This is a genomic window from Helicobacter sp. CaF467b, assembly GCF_022664765.1.
GTDB classification, from domain to species: Bacteria; Campylobacterota; Campylobacteria; order Campylobacterales; family Helicobacteraceae; genus Helicobacter_D; species Helicobacter_D colisuis.
Map to the genome: position 1 here is coordinate 977,300 of NZ_JALAIY010000001.1, position 18,314 is coordinate 995,613.

18 protein-coding genes are annotated in these 18,314 nt (G+C 34.4%); 13 read left to right on the plus strand and 5 right to left on the minus strand.

Annotation, left to right across the window (positions count from 1 at the left end):
- Positions 1-19: 19 nt before the first annotated feature.
- Positions 20-499, minus strand: coding sequence for a peptidylprolyl isomerase (locus MKD52_RS05005; protein ID WP_112056703.1), 480 nt, complete (start codon positions 497-499; stop codon positions 20-22).
- Between the two features lie 94 nt (positions 500-593).
- On the opposite strand from MKD52_RS05005, the gene MKD52_RS05010 reads away from it, so the two are divergent.
- The 6 genes from MKD52_RS05010 to MKD52_RS05035 all read left to right on the plus strand — a co-directional run bounded on the left by MKD52_RS05010 (position 594) and on the right by MKD52_RS05035 (position 7,078).
- Entirely contained in the window at positions 594-1,277 is a 684-nt protein-coding gene (locus MKD52_RS05010; RefSeq protein WP_242099472.1) for a hypothetical protein, read from the plus strand.
- Between the two features lie 87 nt (positions 1,278-1,364).
- Entirely contained in the window at positions 1,365-3,860 is a 2,496-nt protein-coding gene (gene gyrA, locus MKD52_RS05015; RefSeq protein WP_242099473.1) for a DNA topoisomerase (ATP-hydrolyzing) subunit A, read from the plus strand.
- A complete protein-coding gene (locus MKD52_RS05020; RefSeq protein WP_242099474.1) occupies positions 3,860-4,270 on the plus strand; it encodes a hypothetical protein in 411 nt (136 codons plus the stop codon). The genes gyrA and MKD52_RS05020 overlap by 1 nt, the downstream gene beginning before the upstream one ends.
- The gene (locus tag MKD52_RS05025) at positions 4,270-5,568 is read left to right on the plus strand and encodes a sigma-54 dependent transcriptional regulator (protein WP_242099475.1); all 1,299 of its coding nucleotides are present in this window, start codon (positions 4,270-4,272) and stop codon (positions 5,566-5,568) included. Before MKD52_RS05020 ends, MKD52_RS05025 begins: the two co-directional genes overlap by 1 nt.
- A gap of 10 nt (positions 5,569-5,578) precedes the next feature.
- Positions 5,579-6,604, plus strand: a complete 1,026-nt coding sequence (locus tag MKD52_RS05030) for an aspartate-semialdehyde dehydrogenase (RefSeq protein WP_242099476.1) — start codon at positions 5,579-5,581, stop codon at positions 6,602-6,604.
- A gap of 15 nt (positions 6,605-6,619) precedes the next feature.
- Positions 6,620-7,078: a low molecular weight protein-tyrosine-phosphatase gene (locus tag MKD52_RS05035; protein WP_242099477.1), complete on the plus strand. Its 459-nt coding sequence runs from the start codon at positions 6,620-6,622 to the stop codon at positions 7,076-7,078.
- A gap of 3 nt (positions 7,079-7,081) precedes the next feature.
- On the opposite strand, the gene MKD52_RS05040 is transcribed toward MKD52_RS05035, so the two are convergent.
- Positions 7,082-7,408, minus strand: a complete 327-nt coding sequence (locus MKD52_RS05040) for a rhodanese-like domain-containing protein (protein ID WP_242099478.1) — start codon at positions 7,406-7,408, stop codon at positions 7,082-7,084.
- Positions 7,409-7,444: 36 nt separating this feature from the next.
- On the opposite strand from MKD52_RS05040, the gene MKD52_RS05045 reads away from it, so the two are divergent.
- The 4 genes from MKD52_RS05045 to MKD52_RS05060 all read left to right on the plus strand — a co-directional run bounded on the left by MKD52_RS05045 (position 7,445) and on the right by MKD52_RS05060 (position 12,367).
- Complete coding sequence (locus MKD52_RS05045) at positions 7,445-8,140, plus strand: uroporphyrinogen-III synthase (protein ID WP_112056696.1); 696 nt, start codon at positions 7,445-7,447, stop codon at positions 8,138-8,140.
- Entirely contained in the window at positions 8,133-9,485 is a 1,353-nt protein-coding gene (locus MKD52_RS05050) for an MATE family efflux transporter (protein WP_277930826.1), read from the plus strand. Before MKD52_RS05045 ends, MKD52_RS05050 begins: the two co-directional genes overlap by 8 nt.
- Positions 9,486-9,604: 119 nt before the next feature.
- Positions 9,605-11,011: an aspartate ammonia-lyase gene (locus tag MKD52_RS05055; RefSeq protein ID WP_242099479.1), complete on the plus strand. Its 1,407-nt coding sequence runs from the start codon at positions 9,605-9,607 to the stop codon at positions 11,009-11,011.
- Between the two features lie 9 nt (positions 11,012-11,020).
- A complete protein-coding gene (locus MKD52_RS05060) occupies positions 11,021-12,367 on the plus strand; it encodes an anaerobic C4-dicarboxylate transporter (protein WP_242099480.1) in 1,347 nt (448 codons plus the stop codon).
- Between the two features lie 58 nt (positions 12,368-12,425).
- Here the strand turns inward: MKD52_RS05060 and MKD52_RS05065 are convergent, their stop codons facing one another.
- Both MKD52_RS05065 and lepA read right to left on the minus strand, forming a co-directional pair.
- The gene (locus tag MKD52_RS05065) at positions 12,426-13,166 is read right to left on the minus strand and encodes a M48 family metallopeptidase (RefSeq protein ID WP_242099481.1); all 741 of its coding nucleotides are present in this window, start codon (positions 13,164-13,166) and stop codon (positions 12,426-12,428) included.
- A 21-nt stretch (positions 13,167-13,187) separates the two neighbouring features.
- Complete coding sequence (gene lepA / locus MKD52_RS05070) at positions 13,188-14,990, minus strand: translation elongation factor 4 (RefSeq protein WP_242099482.1); 1,803 nt, start codon at positions 14,988-14,990, stop codon at positions 13,188-13,190.
- 130 nt (positions 14,991-15,120) lie between these two features.
- Here lepA and sppA point away from each other — a divergent pair, with 130 nt between their 5' ends.
- Genes sppA through MKD52_RS05085 form a run of 3 tightly spaced genes read left to right on the plus strand, consistent with a single transcriptional unit; the run spans position 15,121 to position 17,743 of the window.
- Positions 15,121-15,996 carry a signal peptide peptidase SppA gene (sppA, locus tag MKD52_RS05075; RefSeq protein WP_242099483.1) on the plus strand — a complete coding sequence of 292 codons (876 nt, stop codon included), beginning with the start codon at positions 15,121-15,123 and terminating at the stop codon, positions 15,994-15,996.
- Positions 15,996-16,829, plus strand: coding sequence for a formyltetrahydrofolate deformylase (purU, locus tag MKD52_RS05080; protein ID WP_242099484.1), 834 nt, complete (start codon positions 15,996-15,998; stop codon positions 16,827-16,829). Before sppA ends, purU begins: the two co-directional genes overlap by 1 nt.
- Before the next feature lie 20 nt (positions 16,830-16,849).
- Positions 16,850-17,743, plus strand: a complete 894-nt coding sequence (locus MKD52_RS05085) for a DMT family transporter (RefSeq protein WP_347340922.1) — start codon at positions 16,850-16,852, stop codon at positions 17,741-17,743.
- Between the two features lie 14 nt (positions 17,744-17,757).
- On the opposite strand, the gene MKD52_RS05090 is transcribed toward MKD52_RS05085, so the two are convergent.
- Positions 17,758-18,210, minus strand: a complete 453-nt coding sequence (locus MKD52_RS05090) for a DUF411 domain-containing protein (RefSeq protein WP_242099485.1) — start codon at positions 18,208-18,210, stop codon at positions 17,758-17,760.
- Positions 18,211-18,314: the final 104 nt, after the last annotated feature.

An 18,314-nucleotide genomic window follows, 5' to 3' on the forward strand; every position in this document is an offset into this window, starting at 1 on the left:
CAATAAGCTAGATTCTAGCTTATTGACAAATTTCAATTCCTAGGATTTTATCTCCTTGTTTAATTAAATCGAGGACTTTTAAACTTTCTTCATCTTCTATTTGCCCAAACACTGTATGCTCTCCATCTAAGTGAGGCTGTGGAGCAAAACAAATAAAGAATTGACTGCCTCCTGTGTTACGACCAGCATGTGCCATTGAGAGTGTTCCTTTTAAATGTTTATGGGGATTGTTTTGTAACTCGCATTTAATAGCATAGCCTGGACCACCTCTGCCATCGCCATTAGGGCAACCTCCTTGTGCAACAAAACCTGCAATAACGCGATGAAAATTTAATCCATTGTAAAATCCATTTTGAGCTAAAGAAGCAAAATTGGCTACTGTATTGGGTGCTTCATTGGGGAAAAGTTTTACTTTCATATCACCTTTTTCTGTATGAATGATAGCATTTTGAAGTGATTTTAATTCTTCCTTTGAAAGATTGAATTCTTTTAATTCCATTTTAATTCCTTGAATTTTAATTTTTGTTTTTAAAGGGTTTTTATTGTAGTATTTTATGAATTAAAGATAAATAATTTTGGAGTCTATTTTTAATATGCTTAAGATATTATTGAGTTTGTTGTGTGTGTTAAATTTGTATGCGCAATCACCCAAGTGGCTAGATAGCGGATTGAAAATTGTTTCTTCTTTTGGAATACAAGATTATAAAGAGGGTTATGGCTTAATTATTAATGAAGGTTTAATTATTACAAGTGCGAGTTTAGTTTATAGAGAATCTAAGGCAAAAGATATTTTACTCTATGATAGCCAATCGCCTAGCTATGTAGTTGCCTGTCTTAGTCATGCAGAAATATTAGCTTTAGATTCTAATCTAGACTTAGCAATTTTAAAGCCACAAAAATTCACAGATATTTATTGCAATATTCTTCCAGAGCCAAATTTACGAGCTTTAAATTTTAGAGAAAAATCTTTTGATATTTTTAATAATTCTTATTTAAAGACTTTGGATAATTCTTTAAAAATAGAGTATTTTTATGAACAAGAGTGGTCTAATTTTGCCACTGAACAAACTATATTAGGGGCGATTAAAAATCTCCCTCAAGACAAAAATGAAGAAATGTTAGGAATGCCTTTGTTTGCTGAAGAAAAATTTGCAGGAATTATGCAAGAAAAGGGCAGTGTTTTGGGGGGTCAAGAAATTTTAAAGTTTATTTGCAAAATTCATCAAACCACTTCTATTTTAGATTCTTATTTAGATGAGAAAAAGTATTGCCAATAAAGCGCTTATGCTAATGCTTATTATTAGCGGAATTAAAGTTAAATAAGGATATAATCTAAAACTTTTTTATAAAGCAAAAGGGAATAAATGTCTGATTTGTTAAACCAAGATATACAGAATGTAAATATTGAAGACTCTATTAAAGAGAGCTATCTTGATTACTCAATGAGTGTAATTGTGGGGCGTGCTTTGCCTGATGCACGAGATGGATTAAAGCCAGTTCATAGAAGAATTTTATATGCAATGTATGAGCTTGGAGTAACTTCAAAAGCAAAATACAAAAAATCTGCAAGAATCGTTGGAGATGTTATTGGTAAATATCATCCACACGGAGATACGGCGGTTTATGATGCTTTAGTAAGAATGGCGCAAGATTTTTCTATGCGCCTAGAATTAGTTGATGGGCAAGGAAACTTTGGGAGTATTGATGGTGATAGTGCAGCAGCTATGCGTTACACTGAAGCAAAGATGACTCAAGCAGCCGAAGAGGTTTTGAGGGATATTGATAAAGATACAGTGGATTTTCTCCCAAACTATGATGACACACTCAAAGAGCCTGATATTCTTCCTAGTCGTTTGCCTAATTTGCTTGTTAATGGTTCAAATGGAATTGCTGTGGGTATGGCTACTAATATTCCTCCACATAGAATTGATGAAATTATTGATGCTTTGGTGTATTTAATTGATTACCCAAAAGCAGAGTTGAATGAAATTTTACAATTCATCGAAGGACCAGATTTCCCCACAGGTGGAATCATTTATGGTAGAAATGGTATTAGAGAAGCTTATGAAACAGGGCGTGGTCGAATCAAGATTCGCGCTAAAACCCATATTGAAAAAACTAAAACAAAAGATATTATTGTAATTGATGAGATACCCTATCAAGTCAATAAAGCAAGATTAGTAGAGCAAATTGCGGAATTAGCTAAAGAGAAAGTGATTGAAGGCATTGCAGAAGTAAGAGATGAATCTGATAGAGATGGAATAAGGGTGGTCGTGGAATTAAAAAGAGAAGCAATGAGTGAGATTGTTCTTAATCATCTCTTTAAATCTACGCCAATGGAAAGCACTTTTGGGATTATTTTACTTGCTATTTACAATAAAGAGCCTAAGATTTTTACACTTTTGGAATTGCTTGGTTTATTTATTTCTCATCGTAAGAGTGTGGTTATTAGACGCACAATTTTTGAACTTGAAAAGGCAAAGGCTAGAGCGCATATTTTAGAGGGCTTGAGAATTGCTTTGGAAAATATTGATGAAATTGTTGCCTTGATTCGTTCTAGTAGCGATCCAAAAGTTGCTAAAGAGGGTTTGATTGAGAAGTTTAATCTTAGCGAGATACAAGCACAAGCGATTTTGGATATGCGTTTGCAACGCCTAACAGGCTTAGAGAGAGATAAAATTGAAAATGAATATCAAGAATTAATTAAAGAGATTGAATATTTAAGCTCAATTCTAAGAAGTGAGGAATTACTTAATAAAATTATCAAAGAAGAATTGCTTGAAATTAAAGAAAAATTTAGCACAAAGCGTTTGACAGCTATTGAAGAGGATTATGAGAGTATTGATGTGGAGGATTTAATCCCAAATGAAGCTGTAGTGGTTACAATGAGTCATCGTGGATATGTCAAAAGAGTGCCAGTTAGGACTTATGAAAAACAAAATCGCGGAGGCAAGGGTAAAATTTCTGCTAATACACACGAAGATGATTTTATTGAAAGCTTTTTTGTCTCTGACACACATGATACGATTATGTTTATTACTAACAAAGGGCAGTTGTATTGGTTAAAGGTTTATAAAATTCCAGAAGCAAGTCGCACCGCCATTGGAAAAGCAGTGGTGAATCTAATTAACCTTGCACCTGATGAAAAGATTATGGCTACTATTACAACAAAAGACTTTAATGAAGACAAGTCTATTGCATTTTTCACAAAAAATGGAATCATCAAACGCACTAATTTAAGTGAATTTAAAAACATTCGTAGTGTTGGGGTAAAGGCTATCAATCTTGATGGTGATGATGAGCTTGTAACAGCAAAAATCATTCATCCGGAGATTCAGCAGATACTTGTGGTTACTTATGAAGGAATGTGTGTGCGCTTTGGCGTTGATAATGTCCGTGAGATTGGTCGGGTAGCGCGAGGGGTTACAGCGATTAAATTCAAGATTCCAGAAGATTATGTAATCGGTGCTACCGTGGTTTCTAGCGAAAATGAAGAAATCTTAAGTGTTAGCGAAAAAGGTATAGGAAAACGCACGGAAGTTAATGAATATCGCATTACTAATCGTGGTGGTAAGGGTGTTATTGCAATGAAGCTCACTGGTAAGACAGGAAAACTTGTGGGCGTAGTTAATGTAGATGAGAATATGGACTTAATGGTCTTGACTTCTAGCGGAAAGATGATTCGTGTTGATATGCAGACAATTCGCAAAGCAGGACGTGCTACAAGTGGTGTGATTATTGTTAATGTAGATGATGATAAAGTTGTCTCTATTGCAAGATGCCCTAAAGAAGAAAAAGAAATAGAAGAAGATTTACCAGAAGGGGATAATGGATTATTAGAATTTAACAATGGGGAATAATGCATAAAATATTCTTTGGAATTATGATTTGCAGTATTGTTGCAGGGGCTACAGAGTATATCTTTTCTTATAGGGTAGCTATTAAAAATGGAATTATTTTGAATGAAAAATATTATTTTTCTCCTGCAATGTTGAGTGCTAATTTGTTGGATAAAATTAAAAATCCTTATAAAAAATGCGAGATTGTGCATAATAGTAAAAGCGAAAGAGAATTTTTAGATTTTGCAAAAGAGGAAATTTTAGAATGTTTTTTTAAATGGGGTGTGAAGCTAGAAGATAGAAGCAAAGCTTCTAATTATCAAGGCGAGTTTGTAAGCCTTTTATCAATCCCTGCAACGCGCATTAAAGTTGAATATGAAAGGGGGATTGCTACAATCTATCATCTTGTAGCAAATAAAAAGGAGAAGTGATGAAGTTAGCTATTGTTGAAGATGATATTAATATGAGGAAGTCTTTAGAGATTGCCCTTGGTGAATATGAAGAATTTGAAGTTGTGAGCTTTAAAAACGCTAAAGATGCACTCAAAAAACTTGATGATAGCATTGATTTAATTATCACTGATATTAATATGCCACAAATGGATGGAATTGAGTTTTTAAGGGAATTAAATGGGCGTTATGAAGCCTTGATTATCACGGGTAATGCGACTTTAAATAAGGCAATTGATTCAATTAGGCTTGGAGTGAAAGATTTTCTAACTAAACCTTTTGATATTGAAACTCTGGTGGCAGCGATTCATCGTGCTAAAAAAGCCAAAGAAATAATCGCTAAAATCCCTAAAAAAAGTGAAGAAGCTGAAGGGCAAAGCTTTATCTCCACTTCTCCAGCATTGCAAAAAGCTCTAATGCTTGCAAATAAAGCTGCTAAAACTGATGCATCAATTTTATTGTTGGGAGAGAGCGGGGTTGGAAAAGAAGTGTTTGCTAATTATATTCACAATAATTCTCTTAGAGCAAAAGCGCCTTTTGTTGCAATTAATATGGCAGCAATTCCTGATAATCTTCTTGAATCAGAGCTTTTTGGTTATGAAAAGGGTGCCTTTACAGATGCAACAGAAGGGAGAGCAGGGAAGTTTGAAAGTGCTAATGGCGGAAGTGTGTTTTTAGATGAAATTGGAGAAATGCCTGCTAGTCTCCAAGCAAAGCTTTTGCGCGTTTTGCAAGAAAAAGAGATTGTAAGACTTGGGAGTAGTAAGCCAATTAAAGTGGATATACGCTTTATTGCAGCCACTAATGCAGACATTCAAAAAAAGATTAAAAAGGGTGAGTTTAGGGAAGATTTATTTTTTAGACTACAAACAATTCCTATTCATATTCCACCATTACGCGAAAGGATAGAGGAGATTATTCCGCTTTGTGAATGGAAACTAGAGGAAGTAGATAAACAATATGGAGTGGGAAAGAAAAAATGGGGAAAAGGAGCAAAAGAACAATTGCTTTCTTATAGATGGCCTGGAAATATTAGAGAGCTTTTGTCGGTTGTGGAGCGAGCTGCGATTTTATGTGAAGATGACACTATTATGCCTGAGGATTTGTTTTTAAGCTCTAGAGAGAGTGGTGGAGCCAAAAAAATCGCTAATTTAGAGGAAGAATTGATTTATGAAGCACTAAAGGTGTCTGATTCGGATATAGATAGTGCAGCTGAGCTTTTGGGAATGCAAAAGCAAGCATTGTTAGAAAAAATAAAACATTACCATATTAATTTTTAAGGAGTTGTTTATGAAAAAGTTTAATGTTGCTGTTGTTGGGGCTACTGGAGCTGTTGGTGAAGAGATTTTTAAGATTCTAGAAGAAAGAAATTTTCCTATTAATAAACTTGTGCCTTTGGCGAGTGCAAGAAGCGTGGGGAGAGAAATTACTTATAAAGATGAAGCCTATAAGGTAAAGGAGCTTACTCATAGTGTTTTTGAAGAAGAAGAAATTGAGATTGCCTTTTTTTCTGCAGGTGGAAGTGTGAGTGCGGAATTTGCGCCAAGTGCCGCTAGGGCTGGGGCTGTTGTGATTGATAATACTAGTCATTTTAGAATGCAAAAAGATGTGCCTTTGGTTGTGCCTGAGGTAAATCCGCAGGATATTGCATTGTGGGAGAAAGCTGGAATCATCGCAAACCCTAATTGTTCAACCATACAAATGGTGCAAGTTCTAGCGCCTTTGCACAATGCTTTTAAAATCAAAAGAGTGGATGTTAGCACTTATCAAGCTGTTTCAGGTGCGGGCAAAAAGGGAATGGAGGAATTAGTCTTGCAAATGCAGAAGTTTTTTGAATTTAATATGGATTCAGTAGAGCCAAAGGCATTCCCTCATCGAATCGCACTTAATCTTATTCCACATATTGATGTGTTTTTGGATAATGATTACACAAAAGAAGAAATGAAAATGGTTAATGAGACCAATAAGATTATGCATAGTGAATTTGCAGTGAGTGCGACTTGTGTGCGTGTGCCTGTTTTAAGAAGCCATAGCGAATCTATCACCATTGCTTTTGAGCAAGAAGTGAGTGCAGAGGAAGCTAGAGAAGTTTTAAGAAAAGCAGAATCGGTAGTTGTCATTGATAGTCCTAAAGAAAAATCTTACCCTATGCCTTCTTTGGCAACAGATACTGATGAGACTTATGTGGGTAGAATCCGTGTTGATAATTATGATAAAAAGATTTTACACCTTTGGTGCGTGGCAGATCAAATTCGCGTTGGTGCAGCTACTAATGCAGTAAGAATTGCGCAAAAATGGGCAGAAATGCAAAAGTAAATCAAGGAAAAATTGATGCAAAAAGTCCATTCAATTCTTTTTGTTTGTTTGGGAAATATTTGCCGATCTCCTTTGGCAGAGGGGATTGCAAGGCATTTGGCGCAAAAAGAGGGTTTGAATCTTAAGATTGATTCAGCAGGAACAAGTGGTTGGCATATTGATGAACCACCCTGTGCTTATTCTATTGCGATTGCTAAAAAATATAAAATTGATATTTCACAGCTAAGAGGGCGAAGGGTTAATGTTTATGGTGATGATTCTTTTGATTATATTGTAGCAATGGATAGGCAAAACTATCAAGACTTGCTTTCAATGGGATTTAAAAAAGAAAAAGTCAAACTTATAGGAGATTTTGGGCTAGAGGGTCAAGATATACCTGATCCCTATCATTATAAAAATTTAGAAGGATTTGAGAAAATTTATACTATGCTTGAAGTGGCGATTAAAGCACTTTATAGCACGATTAAAGATTAGTCTTTAAGTGTTGTATTGAATAGAAATTCCCATTTTGGGGAGATTAAAGAAATTTTCATCTAAATAATAAATATTCTTATATCCCATCTCAACTAATTTACTCCCAAAATCCGCTGCGCTTGCTCCACTATGACAATAAAGCACGATTTTTTTATCGGGATTTTCTTGTGCAATAAAACCAATTCGCGAAAGAGAAATAAGATTAAGCGCATTGGAAATATGACTAATGAGAAAATATCCTCTAGAGCGTAAGTCAATAATGATGCAATTATCAAGTTTATCATTTTGTAAATCAATTGGCTTAGCTAAGCTTTTATTTTTAATATACATTTGCACCCTTTATGAAATTTTAGCTAGAATCAAAGAATGAAAAGAGTTTATTATATCACAAAAAAAAATACAAATAAAACAATCAAAGCAGTGGAATATTTGGAGCTTTTAGAAATTTGCTTTATAGAAGATTCTGCGCTTAAACAAAAGATTAAAGAAGTAGATGGTTTGCTTTTTACTTCCAAAAATGCCGTTTTTGCCTTAGAGCATTTTGCTCCTAAAGAATGCCAGAATCTGCCTTGTTATGTGATTGGAGAGGGAAGTAAAAAAGTGTTAGAAAGTTTTGGTGGCAAGGTAGAATTTGTAGCTTCTACTGCTTATGGGGATTTATTTGGTAAGGAATTAGTAGAGATTTTACAGAAAAAAAAAGTGCTTTTTATTCGTGCTAAAAAAGTCGCTTCTAATCTCGTAGAAATTTTAAGAAATGGAGGGATTTTGGTGAGTGAATCAATTTTGTATGAGACTAAAATTTTATCGATTCCTGAGGTTGATAAACAGAGAATTAGTGATGATTCTATTTTCTTTTTTAGTGCCCCCTCAAGTCTTAAGGCTTTTTTAAAAAATTATGCTTGGAGAGATAGCTACTTGGCACTTTGTATTGGTAAAAGCACTGCTAAAGTGGCAAAGGAACTTTTAGGGGAAAAAGCAAAAATATTGCTTTCGCCTAAAATTGACATAGAAAATTCATTAGAATTTGCTAAAGAACTTGCCATGGAAAATAATAATGAGTAAAATTAATTTAAAAACAGCCACAATTCCAAGATTATTTTTCACTTATTTTTTACCCTCATTGGTTGCAATGTTAGCTTTATCAACTTATTCCACTATTGATGGAATCTTTGTGGGTAAAAAGTTAGGCGAAAATGCCTTAGCTGCCATTGGGATTGCGTGGCCCATTTTTCCCATCCTTATTGCCTTTGAATTGCTTTTTAGTGTAGGCGCTGCAGCGATGAGTTCTTATTTTTTGGGAAAAGGAAAGCCTTTTAGGGCTAGAATCATCTTTAGCTCCGTTTTTTATTTTGCAGTTTTTACTTCTTTGGTGGGCGGAATCATACTCTATTGTTTTAGCGATACGATTGCCTTGTATCTTGGATCTAGTGAGACTTTATTGCCTTTGGTTATAGAATATACAGAGATTATTTATTTGGGGGCTTTTATTATTGTCTTACACCCAATGCTTGATATTTTTGCCATCAATGATAAACAGCCTATTTTGGCGATGATAGCAATGATAGTTGGGGCTTTGATGAATATTGTTTTAAATTATCTTTTTTTATTTGTTTTAGAGTGGGGGATTCACTCAAGTGCTTTGGCTACAATTTTGGGGCATGGGATTGGAATGTGTATTTTATTACAACATTTTTTACGCAAAAAGGGAGATTTATTTTTAATCAAAGCTTTTGATATTTATGCAATTTTGATGGCAACCAAAAATGGTATCCCTCAAAGTAGCTCTGAAATTAGTGTAAGTATGATGATGTTAATTTTTAATCATACTATTGTTGGAATTGCTGGAGATAGGGGATTGGCGATTTATAGTGTTTTAATGTATGTAGGTATCATACCTTTTACCATTTTATTATCAATGGCTCAAGGGATTCAGCCTATTGCAAGTTTTAATTATGGGGCTAAGCTTTTTAAAAGAGTAAAAGAAGTTTTTTATTTTGGTTTGGGGTTTAGTTTATTGGGAGGAGTGGCGCTTTATATTAGTTTTTATTGTCTGTCGCCTTTGATTGTTCCTTTGTTTTTGCAAGATAATATTGTTTTGCGCGATCCTAGTTTGATTAATGATGTAAAAGTAGCTATGGATATTTATTTTTTAGGTTATGTTCTTTTGGGGGTTAATATTGTCAGTGCAATTTTCTTTCAATCCATTCAAAGAACAACAAGTTCATTTATTATTACTTTTTCCTATACTTTATTTTTTGCTTTGTTTTTTGTTTTGATATTATCAAAAATTTATGGATTTATAGGAGTGATTATTTCCTATCCTCTTGGGATTTTGTGTGCAAGTTTTGTTTCTTTGGTAGTTATATTTTACGAACAAAGATTTGGGATTTTAAAAATCAAATATTAATAAAAAATTTAAGTTTTTGATTAATTTAAATTATTAATAAAATGTTTATAAAAGTAAGAGTAGTATTGTCTTCATGAGTTAGGTATTTACTCAAAAATTATTTTTTTAGGAGGTAGTTTATGGCAACTCGAAAAGAACACGACTTTATAGGAGAGCTTGAAATACCAGAAGATGTTTATTACGGAGTGCAAACTTATCGCGCAGTAGATAATTTTCATATGACACAGCGTAAATTAAGAGACTATCCATTTTTTATTAAAGCTTTTGCGCAAGTCAAAAAAGCTGCTGCTTTGGCTAATAAAGAAGTAGGGGTTTTAGATGCGGATAAGGCAGATGCTTTAGCGGCTGCTTGTGATAGATTGATTGCAGGAGAGTTTATTGAGCAATTTGTTGTTGATATGATTCAAGGTGGTGCTGGAACTTCTACTAATATGAATGTTAATGAAGTGCTAACTAATATTGCACTAGAAAGTATGGGACATAAAAAAGGTGAATATCAATACCTTCATCCAAACGATCACACAAATTTGGGGCAATCTACTAATGATACTTATCCAAGTTCTATTAAAGTTGCAGCACATAAGAAGCTAGGGGATTTGCTTGAAGCAATGGAAGAATTAAAAGAAGAGCTTCTTAAAAAAGCTGAGGAATATAAAGATTATATTAAAATGGGAAGAACGGAGCTTGAAGATGCTGTGCCAACTACTTTGGGAAATACTTTTAATGCCTTTGCGAGTTATATTAAAAGCGATATTGCAAAACTTAAAGCTGCAAGAGAGGTTATGGAAGTTTTAAATCTTGGTGCAACAGCAATTGGAACAGGAATTAATTGCCATCCAGATTATAAAAATGTTGTTGAAAGAAAAATGCAAGAAATTACTGGAGTAAATTTTAGACCTGCAGAAGATTTGATTGCAGCTACTCAAGACACTGCTGATTTTGTTTATGTAAGTGGTTGTTTAAAGACTGCTGCAGTAAGACTTTCTAAGATTGCTAATGATTTAAGATTAATGAATTCAGGACCTCGATGTGGATTAGGCGAAATTAATTTACCTAAAATGCAGCCTGGAAGTTCTATTATGCCTGGTAAGGTAAATCCTGTGATTTGTGAAGCTGTTGGTGAAGCTTGCTATGAAGTAATTGGCAATGATGTAACTATTATGCTTTGTAGCGAGAGAGGAGAATTTGAGCTTAACGCATTTGAACCTGGAATTGCCTATGCGCTTTTTAATTCATTGGTTGTGTTAGAAAACGCTATGAAAACTTTAGCGCAAAAAGCTATTAAGCATTTAACTGCAAATCCTGAGGCTTGCAAGCAATCTGTGCTTAATTCTATTGGAATTGTAACAGCTTTTAATCCAATTTTGGGATATGAAAAATCCGCAAGTATTGCAAAAGAAGCTTTGCAAACTGGAAAATCAGTGGGAGATATTTGTTTGGAGAGAGGATATTTATCTAAAGAAGAAATTAGTGAAATATTAGATCCAAAAAATATGCTTAATCCACAAATGAAAGCAAAGAAATAAGGTCTGCTAATGGAAATGATTATGTTGATTTTGCAAATTATTGTTCTTTTGGGTGCAATATTTGTTGGTATTAGACTTGGTGGTATCGGTATTGGTTACGCTGGTGGTATCGGCGTTGTTATCTTAGGTCTTTGTCTTGGTATGAAACCAGGCACTATTCCTTGGGATGTTATTTTGATTATTATGTCTGTAATTGCGGCTATTTCTGCAATGCAACTTGCAGGTGGTTTGGATTATTTGGTTCAAATTGCTGAGAGAATTTTGCGTTCTAATCCAAAATATATCAACTATTTAGCCCCAACGGTAACTTATTTTTTAACAATTCTTGCAGGGACAGGACACACTGCGTTTTCTATGATTCCTGTTATTGTTGAAGTGGCGAAAGAACAAAACATTAAGCCATCAGCGCCACTTTCTATTGCAGTTGTTTCTAGTCAAATTGCAATTACTGCAAGTCCTGTTAGTGCGGCTGTGGTGTATATGAGTGGTGTGTTAGAGCCACTTGGTTGGAGTTATCCAGTTTTACTTGGAATTTGGATTCCTACTACTTTTATTGGTTGTATGCTAACTGCTTTTGTAATAACTCTATTTACTGATCTTGATTTAAGCAAAGACCCTGTCTATCAAGAAAGGTTAGCTCACGGATTAGTTCAAGCTCCTATTGGCTCACAAAATATGGAATTAAAAAAAGGTGCAAAGCTTTCTGTTGGAATCTTTATTATTGGAGTGCTTTGTGTGGTGCTTTATGCTACTGCTATCTCAAAAGTCGGTGGCAAACCGGTTCTTATAGAAAATGTCATTGTCCCTAGAGATGCTGCTATTATGAGCTTTATGCTAGGTGTGGCTACATTTATTACAATCTTTTGTAAAATTGAAGTTGGCAAAGTAGCCGATACAAGCGTATTCAAATCAGGTATGGTAGCGTGCGTATGTGTTTTGGGTGTTGCGTGGCTTGGTAATACATTTGTTGGTGGTTATACAGAAGAGATTAAAACTCTAGCTGGTGATTGGGTTAAGGCTGTTCCATCACTACTTGCTGTTATATTCTTCTTTGCGGCTATGCTTCTATACTCTCAAGCAGCAACCGCTAAAGCTATCACTCCAGTAGTTGTCGCAGCATTAGGAATTACAGCGGCAAATCCAGGCGATTCTTATATGCTTGTTGCTTCATTTGCAGCAGTTTCAGCCCTTTTTGTGCTTCCAACTTATCCTACTTTGCTAGGTGCTGTGCAGATGGATGACACAGGTTCTACAAGGATTGGAAAGTATATTTTCAATCACGCCTTTTTAATTCCGGGAGTTTTGGCAATTGTCTTTAGCGTTATTCTCGGATTTTTAGCGGTTTCGCTCTTTTAAGAATTTTTCTATCCCCATTTTTTGGGATAGAAAATACTCTATAAAAAAACAACTCACTCTACTTTGCTAGAATTCTTTTTATTTCTTGTATTCTTTTTGTATCGCTTGGATGTGTGGAGAAAAAATCTGAAGTTTCTTTGTTGCCTTGAGACATTTTTTGCCAAAAGCTTAAAGCGGCTTGTGGATTGTAACCTGCCTTTTGCATAAGTATGATTCCGACTTCATCAGCTTCAAGCTCGTGATGACGGCTAAAGGGTAGCATGATTCCAATATTACTGCTGACATTATAAGCTTTATTAAAAAGATTATTGTATTCAGGATTTTGTGTGCCAACAAAGATTTCAAGGATACTTCCACCTAATTGTTGTAAGGTTTGCATACTCATTCGTTCAGCGCCGTGTCTTAAAATTGTATGCCCAATTTCGTGTGAAATCACTACAGCAAGTTCATCATCGTTGCTGATTAATTCCATTAAGCCTGTATAAACAAAAACTTTACCACCTGGGAGACAAAAGGCATTTTGGGCTTTGTTTTCTATTAGATAAAATTCCCAATTAAAATCAGGGCGATTGGCGATAGAAGCAATTTTTTGTCCTACGCGTTTTACCATAGCTGTTTGTGTGGTGTTTTGACTTAGTTTTGATTCTTTTAAAACTGCAAGAGCGCTTTGCTCCCCTAAGGCTTTTTCTTGTTGTTCATTAAGAAGCATAAGTTGAGTGCGATTAGTGTAGATTGTAGATGAACAAGCGCAAATTAGCAATGCTAAAACAAGCCAATAAATTTTTTTTAAAATAAACATTTTTAATACTCTTAAGTTATATTAGTCAATTTTTAAAACTGCTAAAAATGCCTCTTGTGGTAAATTGACTTTACCAATGGCTTTCATACGCTTTTTCCCTTCTTTTTGTTTTTCAAGTAGCTTTCGTTTTCTAGTAATGTCTCCGCCATAGCATTTTGCAGTTACATTTTTTCCCATTGATTTAACCGTTTCTCTGGCGATAATCTTGTTCCCCACACTTGCTTGAATCGCTACTTCAAAAAGTTGTCTTGGGATAATTTCTTTCATAGCTTCTACAAGTTCTTTTCCTTTTTCATAAGCTTTGCTTTTTGGCACGATAATGCTAAGCGCATCTACAATTTCTCCTGCCACGCGAATATCAAGCTTAACTAAATCTCCCTCTTGATAGCCAATTGGCTCATAATCAAAACTCGCATAACCCTTTGTGCAAGATTTTAATTTATCATAAAAATCCATTACGATTTCATTAGTAGGAATATGATACTCTAACAATACTCTTGTTTCTTGTAAATATTCCATTTTCTTTTGGATTCCACGCCTTTTGCTTACTAGCGTAATGATATTCCCTAAAAATTCACTTGGCACAATAATGGTCGCTTTAACATAAGGCTCTTTAATTCCTGCGATTTTTTGTTCAGGTGGTAATTCGCTTGGATTTTGAATCATAATTATTTCACCATCGGTTTGGGTAACTTCATAAACAACCGTTGGCGCAGTGGCAATCAAATCTAGCCCAAATTCTCGCTCCAATCTTTCTTTGATAACTTCCATATGCAAAAGTCCCAAAAATCCAACACGAAATCCAAAGCCTAAAGCCACAGAGGTTTCTGGTTCAAAATTAAGACTTGAATCATTGAGTTTAAGTTTTTCTAGCGCATCGCGTAAGTCTTCAAATTTGTCTGTATCAATGGGATAAATTCCTGCGAAAACAAAAGGCTTGGCTGGTTCAAATCCTGCAATAGGTTCTTTGGTTTTATTTTTAAAATCTGTTATGGTATCGCCGACGGCTATATCTGTAACATTTTTTAATCCCAAAACAACAATCCCAACCTCACCACATTGAATACTTTTTGCTTTTTCTTGTTTGATTGGATGAGGGTAAAACAATCCCAAAACCTCGTGATTCTTACCACTTCCCATAATATAAATGTTTTGACCAACTTTGATTGAACCATCAAAGACACGCACCAAAGCTAAAGCACCCAAATAGTTATCAAACCAAGAATCATAGATTAAAGCTTTAGTAGGAGCTTCTAAATCCCCTTGTGGTGGTGGAACTAATTCAATGATTCTATTAAGCAATTCAGTAATTCCAATATTTGCTTTAGCGCTAACCTCTAAAGCGTGGCTACAATCAAGCCCAATAGTTTGCTCTATTTCTGATTTTACACGCTCTGGTGCAGCTGCTGGTAAATCGATTTTGTTTAAAACAGGAATGATTTCAAGGTTATTTTCCAATGCAATATAAACATTTGCGATGGTTTGAGCCTCCACACCTTGAGAGGCATCAACAACTAATAAAGCTCCCTCGCAAGAAGCAAGTGAGCGTGAAACTTCATAGCTAAAATCCACATGCCCTGGGGTATCAATGAGATTTAAAATATAAGGTTCGCCTTTGTAAAAATATTTCAATCTTACACTTTGGGCTTTTATGGTGATTCCGCGTTCTTTTTCAATGTCCATTGTATCCATTACTTGCGCACTCATTTCACGCTCAGAAATTGCTCCACAAGCTTGAATTAAACAATCTGCAAGAGTGGATTTACCATGATCAATATGTGCAATAATAGAAAAATTACGAATTTTGGAGAGTGAATCTTTCACAACATACCTTTTAAAATAAAGTTTTGGGCAAAATTCTATCAAAAGTTTGCTAAAAAGGCTTAGAATCTTATCTAATTTCATTTGAGAATGGTGCTATAATTTTGCTTTAATTTTTAGTAAGGAAGTGAGATTGAAAATAATTAGAATCTTGTTAGCACCTTTAGATTTTATTATGAAATATTTTAAGGCTTTGGTGTTTTTATTGATTGTTTTTTTGATTTTTATGCCAAGTTCTAGTGGGAATTCTAGCTTAGCAAATGTAGCTAGGATTGATTTAAAAGGAATGATAATCCAAAGCGATAGTTTTTTAGAAGAACTCTCAAAACTGGAAAACAATCCTAATATTAAAGGGGTTTTGCTTGTTATTGATTCTCCTGGTGGCACTATTCCACCAAGTGTTGAAATCTCAGAAGCGGTTAAGAGGATACGAAGCAAAAAGCCTATTGTTGTTTATGCGCAAGGTTCTATGGCAAGTGGTAGTTATCTAGCAGGAGTGTGGGCAGATAGAATTATTGCCAATAAGGGTGCATTAGTAGGTTCTATTGGTGTGATTTTAAATGGAGTGGATGTAAGTGAGTTAGCAGAAAAACTAGGAATCAAAACACAAATTCTAAAAGCTGGAATCTACAAAGAAGCAGGAACTTTTATGCGTCCTTGGAATAAGCAAGAAGAAGAAATGTTAAAGGGATTAATTAAAGAGCAATATGAAATGTTTGTAAGTGAGGTCGTGGCTGCAAGAAATTTGGAAATCACAAAAGAAGGAGATTTTGCACAGGGTAGGGTGTTTAGTGCTAGTAATGCTTTAAAGCTAGGATTGGTAGATAGCATTGGAAGCATTTATGAAGCGCAAAAAATACTTTTTGAGCTAGGCAAGATTCAAAATCCTATTTGGCTTCAAAAAAGTGAAATGGAAATGTATTTAGAAAAAATTATAGGTGAGAATATTGCACTTGGTATTCAAGAAGGTATTTATAATATATCTTTAGGGTGGTTAAAGGGGTATTAATGCGTTTTGTTATAAAGATACAAACTCCAGATAAAAAAGGCTTGATTGCTCAAATTACACAGATTATTTTTCAATTTAATTTAAATATTTTAAAAAATGATGAATTTGTTGATAAAGAAAATAATCTTTTTTTTATGCGTAGCGAGATTGAGGGGGAGTGTGAAATTGCGATTTTAAAGCAAAAGATAAAAGCTGCTATTAATGATGAATCTAGTCAAGTAGAGATACTTCCTTGCCAAAAAAAGAAAATTGTGATTCTTTGCACTAAAGAGAGTCATTGTTTAGGCGATTTGCTAATCCGTTATGATAGCAATGAGCTAAATGCGGATATTTTAGCGGTGATTTCTAATTATGAAGTTTTAAAGCCTTTGTGTCAAAAGTTTAACTTGCCTTTTATCTGCATTAGCCACGAAGGAAAAAGCAGAGAAGATCACGAAAAACAAATCATTGAAGTTTTAAAACAATATCCAAGTGATTATATTATTTTGGCAAAATATATGCGGATTTTAAGCCCCAATTTTGTTGAAGAGTTTGAGGGGAAATTGATTAATATTCATCATAGTTTTTTACCGGCTTTTGTGGGAGCAAACCCCTATAAACAAGCCTATGAAAGAGGTGTAAAAATCATTGGTGCTACCGCGCATTTTGTCAATAATGAGCTTGATGAGGGTCCAATTATTTATCAAGATATTACTAAAGTCAATCACACAATGGATTGGAAGGAAATGCAAAAACACGGCAGAGATGTGGAGAAAATCGTCCTATCTAAGGCACTAAATCTAGCTTTAGAAGAGAAAATTTTTGTTTATTGCAATAAAACGATTGTGTTTTAAAGAGATAAAAGAGAATTTAAGTGCAAAAGAATCTTATCTTTTCTATTTTGATTGTCATAGCAATGGCTTTTTGGGGGAGTTCTTGGGCTTGTGGAAAGGTTTTAGTGCAGTATGCAAGTGCAGATATTATAGCTTTTTGGAGATTCTTTTTTGCCTTTATTGCTTCTATTCCTTTGATTATGTTATTGAAGGTGCCTTTGCGGATTAACACAGAAAATTTGAAATTTTTATTAGTAGCGGCTTGTTTAAATGGGATATATTCTATTTTCTTTTTTATGGGCTTAAATTATGGTAGTGCAGGGAAGGGCGGTGTGCTTGTTACTACCCTGATTCCTATTTTTGCATATTTATTAGCTTACTTTTTTTCTCGCAAGGAAAACAAAAGCATCAAAGCCAATGAAATTTTAGGGCTTGGAATTGGCATTATTTCTGGGATTTGTCTGCTTGATCTTGGAGGTTTTGAAGAGTTATTTGGTAAATTTAATACATTTTTCTTGTTCTGTGCTTTGGATTGGGCGATTTTAACTCTAGTTTGTCAAAGGATTCGTATTCATCCTTTGGCAATCAATTTCTATATTACTTTTTTGAGTATGCTTTTTTATTCGCCTTTGTTTTTCTTCAAACCACAAATGTTTGAGATTTTTCATTATGATATGAAATTTTGGTCTATGATTTTTGTAGTTGCTGTGCTTTCAACAGCCATTGGGACAAGCATTTATTATATGGGTATTGCTAAGCTTGGTGCGACTAGGGCTAGTTCTTATCAGCTTTTAGTTCCTGCAATGGCTTTAGGAAGTAGTTATTTGATTTTGGGAGAAATACCAAGCCTTTTAACGATTTTTGGTGGTATTTTAGCTATTTTTGCTACTTATTTAATCAATATCCACAAGCCAAAAAAAATAGGGCAGGTCTAAAAACTAGACTAAAGCTACTTTTTAATAAGTGTTTCACCCTTATAGATTCCAAAAACTTTTGAATCGCCATTTTTATAAAGTAACACAACTGGATATTCTTCTTGCATATTACCTTGTTCCATTCCGGGGCTTCCTATTGGCATTCCTGGTGTTGAGATTCCAACGACATTTTCAGGTTTGTTTTCCAAAAGCCAATTAATTGCATCTAATGGCACATGTCCTTCTATGGCATAGCCCTCAATAACGCCAGTATGACAACTTTGATTTTGTGGTGCGATTTTGTATTTTTCTTTGACTGCCATAAAATCGCTATTTTTGTGGTGCGTTACTTGATAGCCATTGTTTTGTAAATAATCTCCCCATTTAATACAACACCCACAAAATGGACTACTATAGATTTCAACTTCTTTGCTTAGTAAATAGAGTGGTGCTAAAAAAGCTAAAAATAAGAGTTTTTTATTTTTCATTTTGCGCCTTTAATTTTCTGTGGATTCTATCATTTTTTGGAAATAATAGTAAAGAGTGCAAAAGGCACTTTGAGAAGCGGTTAAAAATAAAAGTTTGAAAATTA